Here is a 14,941-nt window from a genome sequence, read left to right as displayed (position 1 = left end):
GGATACGTCGCTCCTGCGGGTGACCGGCGCCTGAGGGGATCAGGAAATCTTGAATCGCGCCACCGACTGGCGCAGCTCTTCGGCCATGCGCGAGAGTTCGCGCACCTGGGCCGCCGTGGCGCGGGTACCTTCACCGGTCTGCTCCGTCACGGCAAAGATGTGCTGGATGTTGTCGGCCACCACGCTGGCCATCGCGGCTTCCTTGGAGGTCGAATCGGAAATCTGCTCGATCAGCTCGGCCAGCCGGCGCGACACGCGGTCGATCTCGGTCAGCGCGGTACCGGCGTTGTCGGAGAGTCGGGCCCCTTCGACCACACCCTGCGTGGAACGCTCCATGGCGGCCACGGCGTCCTGGGTGTCGGTCTGAATCGCCTTCACCAGCGCCGAGATCTGGCGCGTGGCGTCCGCGGAGCGTTCGGCCAGTCGCTGCACTTCTTCCGCCACCACCGAGAAGCCGCGGCCGGCTTCACCGGCGGACGCGGCCTGGATGGCGGCGTTCAGGGCCAGCACGTTGGTCTGTTCGGTAATGTCCGAGATCAGCTCGGTGATTTCACCGATCTCCTGCGAGGATTCGCCCAGGCGCTTGATCCGCTTGGAGGTGTCCTGGATCTGGTCACGGATGGAGTTCATACCACCGATGGCATCCTGCACGGCCTTGAGGCCGGACTCGGCAGCCTGCAGCGACTGACGCGCCACCGCGGCCGATTCCTGCGCCTGATGCGACACCTGGTTGATGCGGGTCGACATGTCCACGACGGAGCGGCCGGTTTCACGGATCTCGTGCAGTTGTTCGTTGGAGGCGGCCAGCAGCTCGGTGGACGTCTGGTCCACCTCGGCCGTCGTCTGCGCCACCTGGGCCGCCGTGTTCTGCACGTTGCCCACCAGCAGTCGCAACTCTTCCACCGTGTAGTTCACCGAGTCGGCGATGGCGCCCGTGATGTCCTCGGTCACCGTGGCCTCCTGCGTCAGGTCGCCTTCGGCCACCGTCTGCAGTTCGTTCATCAGTCGCAGAATGGCCGCCTGGTTGGCGTCGTTGACGCGCTTGGCTTCCTGCTCCTGGCGTTCGGCTTCGAGTCGCTGCGCTTCGGCCATCACCTGGCGGCGACGGCTGTCCATCAGCTGCACGCGGGCCAGACCGGCCGCGCAGATCAGCGCGAAGACGGCAGCGGCGATCAGGGACAGCAGCGAGGTGGTCCCCAGACCGGTGCGTGCGGCCAGATCGGCCTGCAGAGTCTCCAGGTCGCGGCGCAGGGGCTCGCTGTCGTTGATCACGGTGATCTGCGCGCTGCGCGCCGAAACCAGGCCCTGCAGATTGCCCAGAATGGCGCCGGCCTGCGTGCGGGTCTGCTCGTAGAGCTTGATCAGGGCTTCGATCTGCTCACGCGTCTGCGCGTCCTTGGAGGCATTGAGACGCAGCTCGGGGCTGCCGTCGAGCAGGCCCTGCGCGATTTCCTTGAAGGAGTTCAGGTCCTTGCCCAGCAGGAACACGGCCTCCGGGCTCACGCCTTCGGCCGTCAGGAATTCGTTGGAGGACTTGCCGATACGCTGGGTCAGCATCACCAGCTGGCCGGCCGCGGAAATCTCCGCGGCGCTGGCGTTCTGCTGCAGCTTGAGCGAGGACACGGTCTCGGCGATTTCCAGCAGGTCGGAGGACTGGCGGTTGATCGTGCGCAGGGCGGCGCCGACCTGGGTCAGGATCTTCTCCTGCGCCACGATGGCCGCCGCGCTCTTTTCGGCGCGCTCCATCAAGGGGAAGATCTTCTCGAGCTGGGGCAGCAGATCGGCGTCGATGGGCTCCAGGCGCATAGCGAAGTCGCTGTCGCGCAGGCCCTTGACGGAACGCACCAGATAACCCGAGCTTTCCTTCACCTCGGCGAAGGCCTGGGGCACACCCACCAGCGCCTGCGACACCGATTTGGCCAGACGCTGCGACTGCATGAGGGACTGGCCCGTGGCGTTCAGCTGCTGCGCCACCCGGTCGGCGGCCGTCAGCGCGACGAAGGCGATGGCCCCCAGGATCACCAGCGCCAGACCCAGCAACCACCACAGCAGACGCTGCTGCTCGGCAATCGGACGCTTCCCCAGCAGCGGCACGCTGACCAGGTCGTCCTGGTCCAGCGGGGCCGGCGCGGGCAGGTCCTGCAACCGGGTGTCGTTTACCTTCCCGGGATCTGCCCCACGTTGCGGCTGCAGACCGGACAGGTCGTCAGGCATGGCCAGACTCAGGCCGACACTCTGCTCCGAGTCAGGTGTCTTCTTGGCAAAGAGATGGGTCAGTTTGTTGAGGACGGACATGGTGCAACCTTAGAAATTGACTTAGGCACTGATGCTCAGAAACTCGGCCATTTGCGAGAGCTGCTGCAGATTGATTTCCTGCCAGCGGCTGCCGTCGACATCGACATAACGATTGCCGAAATAGGGGGGTGCGTCTTCCGGCGGCGGCTCGGAGCCCGAGAACGCCCCGACATGGCGCAAACCCGCCAGAGAATCGATCAGCAGGGAGCAGTTGATCTCCAGGGCGGCATTGAGGGTGACGACACTGGCCTCGGTCCAGTACTGCTCGGACCGCGCCGGCGCCTGGCCGGCGATGAAAGCTGCCAGGTCCACCACCCCGTACAGGCCGCCCCGCAGATTGACGACCCCCAGAAACCAGGACTGCGAATAGGGCACCGCCTGCACCGTCGGCAGCGGAAAAATCTCGCCCGACTGGGCCAGAGGCAGCAGGTAGTCCTGCCCCCCCGCGCGCACCGCCAGCCACGAAATGGAGAGACCCTCGGCCTTGGCCGCTTGCAATCGGCTAGCAAGTCGTGACTGCAGGTCTCTGAGAGCTTCGCGATTGGCCATGGGTCGTGAATCAGCCCAGTGCCTTGATCTTGCCCAGCAATTCGGCCTCGTCCACCGGCTTGGTCACATAATCCCGCGCGCCCTGGCGCATGCCCCAGACGCGGTCGGTCTCCAGGTTCTTGCTGGTGCAGATGATGATCGGAATCTCGGCGTATTCGGGCGTGCGGTTGATGGCGCGCGTGAGCTGGAAGCCGTTCTGCCCCGGCATGACCACGTCCATGAGGATCAGGTCGGGCTTGTCTTCGGCCAGGCGGCGGAACGCGTCGTCGGCATCCTCGGCCGTCTTCACGGCCATGCCGTTTTTCTGGAGCAAATCCGTCAGAAACATCAATTCCGTCTTGGAATCGTCCACGATCAAAACTTTGCGTATCGGCATCAATTCACTCCTTGCGAGACTATGCCAAACTGCTGTACGGCCTGCAACAGTTGGTCTTTGGTAAACGGCTTGGTCAGGTAGTCCTGCGCCCCGACCATGCGGCCACGCGCCTTGTCAAACACACCGTCCTTGGACGAGAGCATGACCACCGGCACCGAGGTGAACTTGGCGTTGCGCTTGATGATGGCGCAGGTCTGGTAACCATCGAGGCGAGGCATCAGGATGTCGCAAAAAATCAGGTTGGGCTGGTAATCGTTGACCTTGGCCAGGGCATCGAAGCCATCTTCGGCCAGCATCACTTCGTGGCCACCCTGCTTGAGAAAGATCTCGGCGCTGCGGCGGATCGTGTTGCTGTCATCGATCACGAGGACCTTGAGGGGCGATTCTTGCGTGCTCACTGAGCGCTACTCCTGATTACGGCTGACTGAAGCGATGACGGTCACCCTCTTCCAGACACAGCCTCAGATCTGAACCATTTCGAAATCCTCCTTGCGCGCACCGCACTCAGGACAGGTCCAGTTCATGGGCACATCGGCCCAGACGGTACCCGGCGCTATGCCATGCTCCGGATCGCCGGCCGCCTCGTCATAGATCCAGCCACAAATCAGACACATCCAGGTTTTCTTATCACTCACAGCTTACGGGACCTTCGAATAGAATGCAATATTGTACAAAGTGAAAACCACTCTCGAACGGCTTTCGCGCAACGACTTGCCGTATTCTGCCTGATGCCCATCACAGGCCAGCCCATGCAAACCCCAGTCCCCGAGGAAAACGAGCACGACCCGAGCCTGCCGCCGTGTGTGCTGGTGTTCAATGCCAACGACCCCAGCGGTGCGGGCGGCCTCTCCGGCGACGTATCCGCGATCGCCTCGGCCGGCGCCCATGCGCTGCCCGTGATCACCGGTGCCTACGCCCGCGACACGGCGGAGACCTTCGACCATTTCCCCTTCGACGAGGAGGTGGTGACCGAGCAGGCGCGCGGCCTGCTCGAGGACGTGACCGTGCAGGCCATCAAGGTCGGTTTCGCCGGCACGCCCGAGAACCTCAGCGCCATCGCCGAGATCGCCACCGACTACCCGGACATCCCGCTGATCGCCTACATGCCCGACCTGTCCTGGTGGAACGAGGTGCAGATCGACCTCTACCTGGACGCCTTCCAGGAGCTGGTTTTACCCCAGACGACAGTGTTGGTCGGAAACCACAGCACCCTGTGGCGCTGGCTGCTGCCCGACTGGGACGGCGAGCGCAGCCCGACGGCGCGCGACATCGCCCGTGCCGCCGGCGAATACGGCGTGCCCTACACCCTGGTTACCGGCATTCCCGCCCCCGAACAGCACATCGACAATGTGCTGGCCTCACCGCAAACCGTGCTGGCCAGCGAGAAGTTCGAGCGCTTTGAAGCCGTTTTCTCAGGCGCCGGCGACACCCTGACGGCCACGCTGAGCGCACTGATTGCCAGCGGCTGCGACCTGACCGAAGCCTTCGCTGAGGCTCTGGCTTACCTGGACCACTGCCTGGACGGCGGCTTTCGCCCCGGCATGGGCAACGTGATCCCCGACCGCCTGTTCTGGGCCCAGGCCGACCTCGACGACAGCGATGATGCCGACGACGGGCTGCCGGGCCCGGCCTCCCCATTGGATCTACCCCCCCATGACACCCAGCACTGACCGCAACGAAACCCTGTTCGAGCGCGCCAGGCGCGTCATCCCCGGTGGCGTGAACTCGCCCGTGCGCGCCTTTCGCGCCGTCGGCGGCACGCCGCGCTTCGTGCAGCGCGCCCAGGGCGCTTATTTCTGGGACGCCAACGGCAAGCGCTACATCGACTACATCGGTTCCTGGGGCCCCATGATCCTGGGCCACGGCCACCCTGCCGTGGTCGAGGCCGTGCAGCAGGCCGTGACCGAGGGCTTCTCCTTCGGCGCCCCGACCGAGCGCGAGATCGAACTCGCCGAGGAAATCCTGAAGCACGTGCCCTCCATGGAGATGGTGCGTCTGGTCAGCTCGGGCACCGAGGCCGGCATGAGCGCCATCCGCCTGGCGCGCGGCGCCACCGGGCGCAGCAAGATCATCAAGTTCGAGGGCTGCTACCACGGCCACGCCGACGCCCTGCTGGTCAAGGCCGGCTCGGGCCTGGCCACTTTCGGCAACCCCACCAGCGCCGGCGTGCCGGCCGAGGTGGTGCAGCACACCCTGGTGCTCGAGTACAACAATGTGCAGCAGCTGGAAGAAGCCTTCGCCCTGCACGGCAAGGAACTCGCCTGCCTGATGATCGAACCGATCGCCGGCAACATGAACTTCGTGCGCGCCTCGGCGCCCTTCATGCAGCGCTGCCGTGAACTCTGCACACAGTACGGCGCCCTGCTGGTGTTCGACGAGGTCATGACGGGTTTTCGCGTGGCCCTGGGCAGCGCGCAGAGTGTCTATGCCCAGGCCATCCCGGGCTTCCAGCCCGACATCACCGTACTGGGCAAGGTCATCGGCGGCGGCATGCCGCTGGCGGCCTTCGGCGGGCCGCGCGCGCTCATGGAACAGATGGCCCCGCTGGGCCCGGTCTACCAGGCCGGCACGCTCTCGGGCAACCCGGTCGCCACGGCCTGCGGCCTGGCCACGCTGCGCGAGATCGCCAAGCCCGGTTTCTTCGACGCGCTGTCGGCCAAGACGCGCACGCTGATGGACGGCTTGAAGAAAGCCTCCGCCACCGAAGGCGTGGCTTTCAGTGCCGACTGCGAAGGCGGCATGTTCGGCTTCTTCCTGCTGCCGCAACTGCCGCAGAACTACGCCACGGTCATGAAAACCGAGGGCGCCAGGTTCAACCAGTTGTTCCACGGCCTGCTGGACCGTGGCATCTATATCGCGCCGGCCTTGTACGAAGCCGGCTTCGTGAGCGCCGCGCACAGCGCGGAAGACCTCGAAGTCACCATCGCGGCGGCGCAGCACGTGTTCAAGGCACTGCGCGGCTGAGTCGTCAGCGTTTTTTCAGCAGCAGGTGGCGCGTCAGACCGAAGCGGGCAAAGTCGGCGTCGAACGTCACCAACCGCAGACCGGCCGCCTCGGCCGTGGCGGCCAGCCAGGCGTCGGTCCACAGCCGGGCCGGCAGCGGCGGCTTGGTGGTGGCGGCAAAGCGATCCAGCAGCTTGTCGGCATCGGGCGGCTCGGGCAGCAGACCGATGTCGGGCACCTCGCTCCACTGGCGGTACAACCGCAAAGCCTGGGGTAAGGCCAGCGCCCCCTTGCCCACCACCTTGGGTTGACACAGCAAGCGCACCAGCCCCAGCATGGTGGTACGGCAGAACCACAGGCGCGTGTCCTGCGCCCGCGCCTCCTGCCAGTAGGCGCGCGCGGCCGCGTGAAACGGGTGTTCGCGCACGGCCAGCGCCAACCAAACATTGATGTCGGGCAGATCGCCCGAGGCGAGTATCCAGCCGGGCGCCGGCGGCTCGCTGACGCGCCAGCTCGCGCCGGGGCGGCCCGCCTCAGTCATCCAGCCGCTCGGCCAAAGCCGCGTTGCTCAGTTGCCTGGCGCTCAGCGCCATGGGCGCGCCCAGCGAGATGCTGGGCAAGTCATTCTTCGCGCTACTGCGTTTGTCCAGCGGTGGCGCGGCCAATCCGCGCTCGACCAACGAAATCACCAGCTCACGCAGCGTCCGCCCTTCCAGGGCCGCGCGGGCCTTGAGGTGGCGAAACAGGGAGTCGGGCAGGTCGAGCGAGGTACGCATAAATGCATTTTTGCATAAAGGCGCGCACCAATCAAGTGACTGTATTCCGCCAGCACCTTGCCTGATCTTTGAAATTTCACGCCACCACCTCGCCCAAGGCGGGCGGCGTGAAACAGGGGGCACAAGGCGAGGCAGCGAGTTCGGCAATGGAAGAGCGTCAGAGCCGCTTGCGCTTGCGCTTGCCCCTCACCCCAGCCCTCTCCCCAGAGGGGTGAGGGTGAAGGCGCAGATCAGTGGCGGAAGTGGCGCACGCCGCTAAAGACCATCGCGACACCGCGCTCGTCCGCTGCGGCTATGACTTCCTGGTCGCGCATGGAGCCGCCGGGCTGGATCACGCAGCTCGCGCCAGCGTCCACCACCACATCCAGGCCATCGCGGAAGGGGAAGAAGGCGTCGCTGGCCACCACCGTGCCCTGCAGCGAGAGCTGGGCGTGCTGGGCCTTGATGCTGGCGATGCGCGCCGAGTCCAGGCGGCTCATCTGGCCCGCGCCCACGCCCATGGTCATGCCGTCCTTGCAGAAAACGATGGCATTGCTCTTGACGAACTTGGCCACCTTCCAGGCGAAGAGCAGGTCTTCGAGCTCTTGCTCGGTCGGCGCCTTTTTCGTCACCACCTGGAGGTCGCCGCGCTGCAGCTCATGGGTGTCAGCGGTCTGGATCAGCAGGCCCGAGCCCACGCGCTTCACGTCGTGCGAGTTCAGGCCGCGCTCCCAGGCTGTCTTGCCGTCGCGCTTCACACCCTCGAGCGAGATCTGCAACACGCGCACATTGGCCTTGGCCTTGAACAGCGCCAGTGCCTCGGGTGTGTAGGCCGGCGCCATCAGCACCTCGACAAACTGCTTGCTCACGGCCTGCGCGGCCGCCAGGTCCACCGGGCGGTTGAAGGCGATGATGCCGCCGAAGGCCGACGTCGGGTCGGTCTGGAAGGCCTTGCTGTAGGCCTCGAGCGGTCCAAGCCCCAAGGCCACGCCGCAGGGGTTGGCGTGCTTGACGATCACGCAGGCCGGCGTCTCGAAGGTCTTCACGCATTCCCAGGCTGCGTCGGCGTCGGCGATGTTGTTGTAGCTCAGCTCCTTGCCCTGCAGCTGTTGGGCCGAGACCAGGGAACCGGGGGCCGGGTAGAGATCACGATAGAAGGCCGCGGACTGGTGCGGGTTCTCGCCGTAACGCAGGTCCTGCAGCTTGATGAAGTTGCTGTTGGACTGGCCCGAGAAGGCAGCGTGTGTGCCGTCCTCGTTGATGGCCGACAGGTAGTTGCTGATGGCCGCGTCGTAGTTGGCGATGCGGTTGAAGGCCGCCACGGACAGCGCGAAGCGCAGCTTGTCCGAGAGCTCGCCGTTTTTCTTCAGCTCGTCGAGCACGGTCGGGTACTGCGAGGCGTCGGTCAGCACGCCCACGTCCTTCCAGTTCTTGGCCGCGCTGCGCACCATGGCCGGGCCGCCGATGTCGATGTTCTCGATGGCGTCTTCCAGCGTGCAGCCGGGTTGGGCCACGGCGGCCTCGAAGGGGTAGAGATTGACCACGAGCAGGTCGATGGTGTCGATGTTGTGCGCCTTGAGCGCGGCCATGTGCTCGGGCACGTCGCGCCGCGCCAGCAAGCCGCCATGCACCTTGGGGTGCAGGGTCTTGACGCGGCCGTCCAGCATCTCGGGGAAGGCCGTGACTTCGGCCACCTCGGTCACGGGCAGTCCCTTGTCGGCGAGCAGCCTGGCGGTGCCGCCGGTGGAAATGAGCTTGATGCCCAGAGCGTGCAGGGCCTGGGCGAATTCGACGATGCCGGTCTTGTCGGAGACGGAAAGGAGTGCGTTCATGGGAGGGGAGGTTGAGCGTTTGGCGTTGAGGGTTGAGCGAGGGACGGGGCGGGGAGGGTGTTCACGCTCGACACTGAACGCCCGACGCCGAACCTCATTTCAGGAGCTTGTGTTCGACCAGCTTCTTGCGCAGGGTGTTGCGGTTCAGGCCCAGCCAGAGCGCGGCGCGCGACTGGTTGTGCTCGGCCTGCTGCATCACCACTTCCAGCAAGGGCTTCTCGACGATGCGTACCAGCATGTCGTACATGCCGTCGGGTTCGGTGCCGCGCAAATCCTTGAAATAAGCTTCCAGGCTCGTACGCACGCATTCTTCGATCTGTTTTTTGCTCATGCGGCCAGCTCCATCTGCGCTTCGTCCCTGTCTTCAGAGGCGTCCGCCACGGCCACGGGCATGCGGTCCATGTGGGCGCCCAGTCCATCAAAAAATTCCGCCACGGCCAGCACCTGGGCCTGGCTGTCTTCCAGCGTGTTCATGCGGGCGCGGAAAGCCTCACCGCCCGGCAAGGCCTTGACATACCAGCCGATATGCTTGCGCGCGCTGCGCACGCCGGTGTATTCGCCGTAGAGCGCGTAGTGCTCTGCCAGGTGCTCCAGCAGCAGGCGCCGGACTTCGACCACCAGCGGCGGCGCCAGGTATTCGCCCGTGGCCAGGTAGTGGCCGATCTCGCGAAAGATCCAGGGTCGCCCCTGGGCGGCGCGGCCGATCATCAACGCGTCGGCGCCGGTCGCGCGAAGCACGGCCTGCGCCTTCTCGGGCGAGGTGATGTCGCCGTTGGCCACCACGGGAATGCGCAGCGCGGCCTTGACGGCGGCGATGGTGTCGTATTCGGCCACGCCCTTGTAGCCCTGCTCGCGCGTGCGGCCGTGCACCGTGACCATCTGCACGCCGGCGCTTTCGGCGGCACGCGCGATGGTCAACGCATTCTTTTCGGTCTGGCACCAGCCCGTGCGCATCTTCAGCGTCACGGGCACGTTGCGGGGCGCGCAGGCGGCCACCACCGCCTCGACGATCTTCAGCGCCAGCGTCTCGTCCTGCATCAGGGCCGAACCGGCCCATTTGTTGCAGACCTTCTTGGCCGGGCAGCCCATATTGATGTCGATGATCTGGGCACCGCGTTCGATGTTGTAGGCGGCGGCCCCGGCCATCATGGCCGCGTCGGTGCCCGCGATCTGCACCGCGATGGGCCCGGCCTCGCCCTCGTGGTTGGCGCGGCGCGAGGTCTTGAGGGTGTTCCAGAGGTCCTTGCGCGAAGTCACCATCTCGCTGACCGCGTACCCCGCCCCCAGCGCCTTGCACAGGCTGCGGAAGGGCCGGTCCGTCACGCCCGCCATCGGGGCCACGAACAGGGTGTTCGGCAGTTCGAAGGAGCCGATGTGCATGCGGTTGTGGAGGAAAGATAGACCAATGAAAAATGCCGCCGTCAGAACTGGCAGCAGCCGGGCCGCGTATTTTAGCTGCACAAAATTTCAGCAATTGAAATCAGACTGCATCGTGTGCCGGAGCCTGCCTATACTGCCAGGGCCTGCTCACACTCATTTCGCAAGATGCGTTGCGGATCAAAAGGGGTATGCGGTAGGCGTGTGGACGCCGCCGGGCTTGGGCCCCGGCAAGTCCGCGCAACACCCCGCATGGCCCTTTTGGCCGTAACCCGGAGGGAACGTGATTAAAACCGCGCCACTCGTTGTTGCACTCCTAGCCCAGGCCACCTGCCTGGGCGTCGTCGCACGCCTAGATTGGCGCGGTTTTAATCACGTTCGCACTTGCGAAATGAGTGTGAACAGGCCCTAGCTATGGAAGCCTGGTTTAGCCATCTGCTGGAGCTATTGGCCCTGCCCCAATACGGCCTGGTCACGCTGTTCCTGATCGCCTTCGTTTCGGCCACCCTGCTGCCCCTGGGCTCGGAGCCGGCCCTCTTCGGTCTGCTCAAGCTCAACCCGGATCTGTTCTGGCCCGCCATCCTGGTCGCCACGGCCGGCAACACCCTGGGCGGCGCCGTCAGCTGGGCCATGGGCTGGGGCTCGCACCGGCTGGTGGACACCTACCGTCATTCCGACACACACCTGCGCGCGCTGGACTGGCTGGAGCGCATCGGCCCCCGGGCTTGTCTGCTGAGCTGGCTGCCGGTGATCGGCGATCCGCTGTGCGCGGTAGCCGGCTGGCTGCGCCTGCCTTTCTGGCCCTGCCTGCTTTACATGGCCCTCGGCAAGTTCGCGCGTTACCTCACGCTGACGGCGGCGCTGCTCTGGCTGTTTCCGGGCGGTTTCAGCTTCTAGTGCGCCGGTAACGCCGGACCAGCGGCGGCAGCACCAGCAGCAGCATGGCCACGGCCATCAGCGAGCCCGACAGCGGCCGCGTGAAGAAGGTGAACCAGTCGCCCTGGCTGATCGTGAGGGCCTGCCGCATGGACTGCTCGGCCATGGGCGACAGGATCATGCCGACGATCAGCGGCGCCGCAGGAAAGTCGAAGCGCCGCATGACAAAACCGATCAGGCCGAAGAAGAACAGCAAGCCCACGTTGAACACCGAGTTGCCCGCACCGTAAACACCGGCGGTGGAGATCACGATGATGCCGGCATACAGCCAGGGCGGCGGGATTTTCAGCAGCCGCACCCACAGATGCACCAGGGGCAGGTTGAGCACCAGCAGGATGACGTTGCCGATGTAGAGGCTGGCGATCAGCGTCCACACCAGGGCGCCCTGCTGGCTGAAGAGTTGCGGGCCGGTCTGGATGCCATAACCCTCGAAGGCCGAGAGCATGATGGCCGCCGTGGCCGAGGTAGGGATGCCCAGCGTGAGCAGGGGCATGAGCACGCCGGCGGCGGCGGCATTGTTGGCCGCCTCGGGGCCGGCCACGCCCTCGATCGCGCCGTGGCCAAACTCCTCGGGGTGCTTGGAAAGCTTTTTCTCGGTGTAGTAGGACAGCATGGTGGGCAGTTCCGCGCCGCCCGCAGGCATGGCCCCGATGGGGAAACCGAAGAGCGCGCCGCGGATCCAGGCCTTCCAGGAGCGCGCCCAGTCCTCGCGGCTCAGGCGCAGGCTGCCCGTGAGCTTCATCACCTCGCCGCTGCGCGACTCACGCCCCTGCCAGGCCAGGTACAGGGCCTCGCCCACCGCGAACAGGCCCACCGCCACCACGGTCACCTCCAGCCCGTCGAGCAATTCGGCGCGCCCGAAGGTGAAGCGCGGCTGACCGGTCTGCAGGTCTATGCCCACCAGGCCGCAGAGCAGGCCGGCGCACAGGCTCAGCAGGCCGCGCAGCACGGAGCTGCCCAGCACCGCAGACACGGCCACCAGCGACAGCACCATGAGGCTGAAGTATTCCGCCGGGCCGAAGGCCAGGGCCGCCTCCACCACCCAGGGGGCGAAGAAGGTCAGCGCCAGCGTGCCGATGGTGCCCGCCACGAAACTGCCGATGGCCGCTGTGGCCAGGGCCTGGCCCGCGCGCCCGCGCCGCGCCATCTTGTTGCCCTCCAGCGCCGTCACCACCGAGGCCGATTCGCCCGGGGTGTTGAGCAGGATGGAGGTGGTCGAGCCTCCATAGGCCGCGCCGTAATAGATGCCCGCGAACATCACGAACATGCTGGTGGCCGGCACCTGGTAGGTCAGGGGCAGCAGCAGGGCGATGGTCAGCGCGGGGCTGATGCCCGGCAAGACCCCCACCAGGGTGCCGATCAGGCAGCCCGCAAAGCCCCACATCAGGGTCAGGGGTTGCAGGGCGCTGCCGAAACCGGTCAGCAGGGCGTCAAAGGCTTGCATGCTCGCTCCACTCGCAAGGTCAGGAAATCAGAAAGGCCATTGCAGCGCCGGCCCCAGGCCGATGCCCAGCAACTGGGCAAACACCAGCCAGAAAATGGTCGCGATGGCACCGCAGACCAGCGCAGAACGCCAGCCCAGCGGTGCGTCGAAGGCCCGCGCCACGCCCATGCCGCAGAGCGCGGCCGGCAGCACAAAACCCAGGGGCCCCACCAGGGCCATGAAGACGACGCCACCGCCCAGCAGGCTGGCCAGCCGCCGGCCGCTGCCGGGCAGGGGATCCTGGTCGGGCGCGTGGCTCACGTCGACCTGCCGGCCCCGCCAGGCGCTCACGCCGTAGAGCAGGGCCAGCACAGCCAGCCCCCCCACCACCACGGCCGGGGCCAGCACCGGCCCGACCGTCATCTGCATCAGGGACTCGGGAATGACCGTCACCTGCCAGACGGCCGCAGCAGCGATGGCGAGCAGCAGGACAGCCAGGCGCAGCGGTGTCATAGAGAAGCCCCCGTGCTTCGCACTGCGGCGCGAGTCCCCTTCGGAGCGGCCGTGCGGGGGCTCACTGGGTAACCTCCATGCTGCGCATTGCGGTGCGAGCGCCTTCGGACGGCCGGGCGGCGCTCATGCCAGCCCCAGGTCCTTCATGACCTCCTCGGTGTCACGGATATTGGCTTCGATCTCGCGCTCGAAAGACTGGGCGACCAGGAACACATCGGTCCACTTGCGCGTCTCCAGTTCCTTGCGCCAGGGCTCGGAGGCATGCACCTTGCTCATGAAGTCCACCAGCAGATCACGCTGCGCCGCATTGATGCCCGGGGGCGCGAACACCCCGCGCCAGTTGGCCGCGGTGACCCGCACGCCCAGCTCGCTCAGGGTGGGCACGTCCACGCCCGGGATGCGGCGGTTGCCCGAAACGGCCAGGGGTACGAGTCGACCGGCCTTGATCTGCTCCTCGAACTCGGAGTAGCCCGAAATTCCCGCCACCACCTGCCCGCCCAGCAGGGCCGCATTGGCAGGACCGCCACCGGAGAAGGCCACATAGGCCGCGTCGCGGGGGTTGCGGCCCAGGGCCTTGATGATGAGGCCCAGCAGCACATGGTCGGTGCCGCCGGCGCTGCCGCCAGCCACCGAAACAGCCTTGGGGCCGGCCTTGATCGCGGCTTCCAGGTCCTTCCAGGTCTTGATCTTGCCGCCGGCCGGTACGGCCACCACACCCGCCTCTTCGGTCAGGCGCGCGATCGGTGTCACGTTGCGCATGGTGACCGGGCTCTTGTTCGCGATGGCCGCGCCCACCATCACCGAACCACCGACCATCAGGCTGTTGCCCTGGCCCTTGCGCTGGTTCACGTAACGGGGCAAGCCCACCATGCCGCCAGCGCCGGCCACGTTCTCGAAGGCCATATTGCCCACCAGACCGGCCGCCTTGGCCGCGCGTTCAATAGCGCGGGCCGTGCCGTCCCAGCCACCGCCGGGCGCAGCCGGCACGAACATGTTGAGGGTATCGAACAGGGGCTTGCCCTGGGCCCAGACCGGTAAGGCCAGAGCCGCACCTGCAGCAGCACCCAGACCCAGAAACTCACGTTTGTTCATCTGCATCGCCATCTCCTGTGTAAGAATGAAATCGCAGGCCCAAGCCTGACCCGAGGAATTCTGGCCCCCGCCCCGGCGCGCGGCTTTCAAACAGCTGTCAATCCGGCTCAGTGAATACCCTGATACCCCCGTGAACACGCCCACCGCCCACATCCTGCTGGTCGAGGACACCCCCGACCTTGCGCTCTGGCTGGGCGCCGCCCTGCGCCAGGCGGGTATGAACGTGAGCTTTGCACGCGATGGGCACGAGGCCCTGGCGCAACTGCCGACCGGGCATGGCTTTGACGCCGTGCTGCTGGACCTGCAACTCCCCGGCCTCGACGGCCTGTCCGTGCTGCAAAAGCTGCGCGAGCGCGGCGACCCCGTGCCGGTGCTGGTGCTCACGGCCCGCGCCAGCGTACCCGACCGCGTGCTGGGCCTGAACCTGGGCGCGGACGACTACCTGCCCAAGCCCTTTGACCTGAGTGAGCTGGAAGCCCGGCTGCAGGCCCTGCTGCGCCGGCCCGGTCGCACGAAAAACGCCCACCTGCGCCTGGGGCCCCTGGAGATGGACCGTCAATCGGGCCAGATCAGCCTGTTTGAGCAGACCCTGGCGCTGACGCCCCGGGAATCGGCCGCCCTGCGGGTACTGCTGGAAGCCCCGCAGCGGACCGTGAGCAAGGAGGATCTGCACCGCGCCGTTTTTCCCGACGAAACCGCGGAACTGGAGGCCGTGGAGGTGCTGATCCACCGCCTGCGCAAAAAGCTGGAGTCCGCCCCTGTGCCGCCAGGTCTGGCCGGGGCGCCGGTCATCCACACCATCCGCGGCCTGGGCTATATGCTGATGCCGGCGGCCGGCCAGGACCGCTGA

At 66.3% G+C, this 14,941-nt stretch carries 17 protein-coding genes; 4 read left to right on the top strand and 13 right to left on the bottom strand.

Annotated elements, in window-relative coordinates; all coding sequences use genetic code 11:
• Positions 1-39: 39 nt before the first annotated feature.
• The 5 genes from ACYVH8_RS14530 to ACYVH8_RS14510 form a co-directional block, all read right to left on the bottom strand.
• The gene (locus ACYVH8_RS14530) at positions 40-2,295 is read right to left on the bottom strand and encodes a methyl-accepting chemotaxis protein (protein ID WP_460489525.1); all 2,256 of its coding nucleotides are present in this window, start codon (positions 2,293-2,295) and stop codon (positions 40-42) included.
• Between the two features lie 21 nt (positions 2,296-2,316).
• The gene (locus ACYVH8_RS14525; protein ID WP_460489524.1) at positions 2,317-2,844 is read right to left on the bottom strand and encodes a chemotaxis protein CheW; all 528 of its coding nucleotides are present in this window, start codon (positions 2,842-2,844) and stop codon (positions 2,317-2,319) included.
• Positions 2,845-2,854: 10 nt separating this feature from the next.
• Positions 2,855-3,220, bottom strand: a complete 366-nt coding sequence (locus ACYVH8_RS14520) for a response regulator (protein ID WP_057674732.1) — start codon at positions 3,218-3,220, stop codon at positions 2,855-2,857.
• Positions 3,220-3,618, bottom strand: a complete 399-nt coding sequence (locus ACYVH8_RS14515; protein WP_174250896.1) for a response regulator — start codon at positions 3,616-3,618, stop codon at positions 3,220-3,222. Before ACYVH8_RS14515 ends, ACYVH8_RS14520 begins: the two co-directional genes overlap by 1 nt.
• Positions 3,619-3,681: 63 nt before the next feature.
• On the bottom strand, positions 3,682-3,834 hold the full coding sequence (locus ACYVH8_RS14510; protein ID WP_174254106.1) for a rubredoxin: 153 nt from the start codon (positions 3,832-3,834) through the stop codon (positions 3,682-3,684).
• Between the two features lie 135 nt (positions 3,835-3,969).
• Here ACYVH8_RS14510 and thiD point away from each other — a divergent pair, with 135 nt between their 5' ends.
• Together thiD and hemL are read left to right on the top strand one after the other, a co-directional pair.
• Positions 3,970-4,890, top strand: coding sequence for a bifunctional hydroxymethylpyrimidine kinase/phosphomethylpyrimidine kinase (thiD, locus tag ACYVH8_RS14505; protein WP_460489523.1), 921 nt, complete (start codon positions 3,970-3,972; stop codon positions 4,888-4,890).
• Entirely contained in the window at positions 4,874-6,184 is a 1,311-nt protein-coding gene (gene hemL, locus ACYVH8_RS14500) for a glutamate-1-semialdehyde 2,1-aminomutase (protein WP_460489522.1), read from the top strand. The genes thiD and hemL overlap by 17 nt, the downstream gene beginning before the upstream one ends.
• A 4-nt stretch (positions 6,185-6,188) precedes the next feature.
• Here the strand turns inward: hemL and ACYVH8_RS14495 are convergent, their stop codons facing one another.
• From ACYVH8_RS14495 to dusB, 5 genes are all read right to left on the bottom strand, one after another.
• Complete coding sequence (locus ACYVH8_RS14495; protein WP_460489521.1) at positions 6,189-6,704, bottom strand: TA system VapC family ribonuclease toxin; 516 nt, start codon at positions 6,702-6,704, stop codon at positions 6,189-6,191.
• Positions 6,697-6,939, bottom strand: a complete 243-nt coding sequence (locus ACYVH8_RS14490) for a hypothetical protein (RefSeq protein ID WP_460489520.1) — start codon at positions 6,937-6,939, stop codon at positions 6,697-6,699. The genes ACYVH8_RS14495 and ACYVH8_RS14490 overlap by 8 nt, the downstream gene beginning before the upstream one ends.
• 230 nt (positions 6,940-7,169) lie before the next feature.
• The gene (gene purH / locus ACYVH8_RS14485; RefSeq protein ID WP_460489519.1) at positions 7,170-8,750 is read right to left on the bottom strand and encodes a bifunctional phosphoribosylaminoimidazolecarboxamide formyltransferase/IMP cyclohydrolase; all 1,581 of its coding nucleotides are present in this window, start codon (positions 8,748-8,750) and stop codon (positions 7,170-7,172) included.
• Positions 8,751-8,844: 94 nt separating this feature from the next.
• Complete coding sequence (locus tag ACYVH8_RS14480; RefSeq protein ID WP_460489518.1) at positions 8,845-9,081, bottom strand: Fis family transcriptional regulator; 237 nt, start codon at positions 9,079-9,081, stop codon at positions 8,845-8,847.
• Entirely contained in the window at positions 9,078-10,130 is a 1,053-nt protein-coding gene (gene dusB, locus ACYVH8_RS14475) for a tRNA dihydrouridine synthase DusB (protein WP_460489517.1), read from the bottom strand. The genes ACYVH8_RS14480 and dusB overlap by 4 nt, the downstream gene beginning before the upstream one ends.
• Positions 10,131-10,541: 411 nt before the next feature.
• Between dusB and ACYVH8_RS14470 the strand changes: the two genes are divergently transcribed.
• Positions 10,542-11,024 carry a YqaA family protein gene (locus tag ACYVH8_RS14470; protein ID WP_460489516.1) on the top strand — a complete coding sequence of 161 codons (483 nt, stop codon included), beginning with the start codon at positions 10,542-10,544 and terminating at the stop codon, positions 11,022-11,024.
• Here the strand turns inward: ACYVH8_RS14470 and ACYVH8_RS14465 are convergent.
• The 3 genes from ACYVH8_RS14465 to ACYVH8_RS14455 form a co-directional block, all read right to left on the bottom strand.
• Positions 11,014-12,507 carry a tripartite tricarboxylate transporter permease gene (locus ACYVH8_RS14465; protein WP_460489515.1) on the bottom strand — a complete coding sequence of 498 codons (1,494 nt, stop codon included), beginning with the start codon at positions 12,505-12,507 and terminating at the stop codon, positions 11,014-11,016. The two genes, ACYVH8_RS14470 and ACYVH8_RS14465, sit on opposite strands and share 11 nt — an antisense overlap.
• Before the next feature lie 27 nt (positions 12,508-12,534).
• Entirely contained in the window at positions 12,535-12,999 is a 465-nt protein-coding gene (locus ACYVH8_RS14460) for a tripartite tricarboxylate transporter TctB family protein (protein ID WP_460489514.1), read from the bottom strand.
• A gap of 123 nt (positions 13,000-13,122) precedes the next feature.
• Positions 13,123-14,097, bottom strand: coding sequence for a Bug family tripartite tricarboxylate transporter substrate binding protein (locus tag ACYVH8_RS14455; RefSeq protein ID WP_460489513.1), 975 nt, complete (start codon positions 14,095-14,097; stop codon positions 13,123-13,125).
• A 124-nt stretch (positions 14,098-14,221) separates the two neighbouring features.
• Here ACYVH8_RS14455 and ACYVH8_RS14450 point away from each other — a divergent pair, with 124 nt between their 5' ends.
• Positions 14,222-14,941: a response regulator transcription factor gene (locus tag ACYVH8_RS14450; RefSeq protein WP_460489512.1), complete on the top strand. Its 720-nt coding sequence runs from the start codon at positions 14,222-14,224 to the stop codon at positions 14,939-14,941.

The sequence above is a fragment of the Curvibacter fontanus genome (assembly GCF_054780335.1).
Note: the sequence above shows the minus strand (reverse complement) of the source record. Positions and strands in the feature narration are given on the sequence as shown.

Excerpts from the sequence above, each read along its gene's own strand:
- ACYVH8_RS14490 (WP_460489520.1), bottom strand. The coding sequence starts at position 6,939 with ATGCGTACCTCGCTCGACCTGCCCGACTCCCTGTTTCGCCACCTCAAG.
- ACYVH8_RS14495 (WP_460489521.1), bottom strand. The coding sequence starts at position 6,704 with ATGACTGAGGCGGGCCGCCCCGGCGCGAGCTGGCGCGTCAGCGAGCCG.
- hemL (WP_460489522.1), top strand. The coding sequence starts at position 4,874 with ATGACACCCAGCACTGACCGCAACGAAACCCTGTTCGAGCGCGCCAGG.
- ACYVH8_RS14480 (WP_460489518.1), bottom strand. The coding sequence starts at position 9,081 with ATGAGCAAAAAACAGATCGAAGAATGCGTGCGTACGAGCCTGGAAGCT.
- dusB (WP_460489517.1), bottom strand. The coding sequence starts at position 10,130 with ATGCACATCGGCTCCTTCGAACTGCCGAACACCCTGTTCGTGGCCCCG.
- ACYVH8_RS14470 (WP_460489516.1), top strand. The coding sequence starts at position 10,542 with ATGGAAGCCTGGTTTAGCCATCTGCTGGAGCTATTGGCCCTGCCCCAA.
- ACYVH8_RS14520 (WP_057674732.1), bottom strand. The coding sequence starts at position 3,220 with ATGCCGATACGCAAAGTTTTGATCGTGGACGATTCCAAGACGGAATTG.
- ACYVH8_RS14510 (WP_174254106.1), bottom strand. The coding sequence starts at position 3,834 with ATGTGTCTGATTTGTGGCTGGATCTATGACGAGGCGGCCGGCGATCCG.
- purH (WP_460489519.1), bottom strand. The coding sequence starts at position 8,750 with ATGAACGCACTCCTTTCCGTCTCCGACAAGACCGGCATCGTCGAATTC.
- ACYVH8_RS14530 (WP_460489525.1), bottom strand. The coding sequence starts at position 2,295 with ATGTCCGTCCTCAACAAACTGACCCATCTCTTTGCCAAGAAGACACCT.
- ACYVH8_RS14465 (WP_460489515.1), bottom strand. The coding sequence starts at position 12,507 with ATGCAAGCCTTTGACGCCCTGCTGACCGGTTTCGGCAGCGCCCTGCAA.
- ACYVH8_RS14455 (WP_460489513.1), bottom strand. The coding sequence starts at position 14,097 with ATGCAGATGAACAAACGTGAGTTTCTGGGTCTGGGTGCTGCTGCAGGT.
- ACYVH8_RS14460 (WP_460489514.1), bottom strand. The coding sequence starts at position 12,999 with ATGACACCGCTGCGCCTGGCTGTCCTGCTGCTCGCCATCGCTGCTGCG.
- ACYVH8_RS14525 (WP_460489524.1), bottom strand. The coding sequence starts at position 2,844 with ATGGCCAATCGCGAAGCTCTCAGAGACCTGCAGTCACGACTTGCTAGC.
- thiD (WP_460489523.1), top strand. The coding sequence starts at position 3,970 with ATGCAAACCCCAGTCCCCGAGGAAAACGAGCACGACCCGAGCCTGCCG.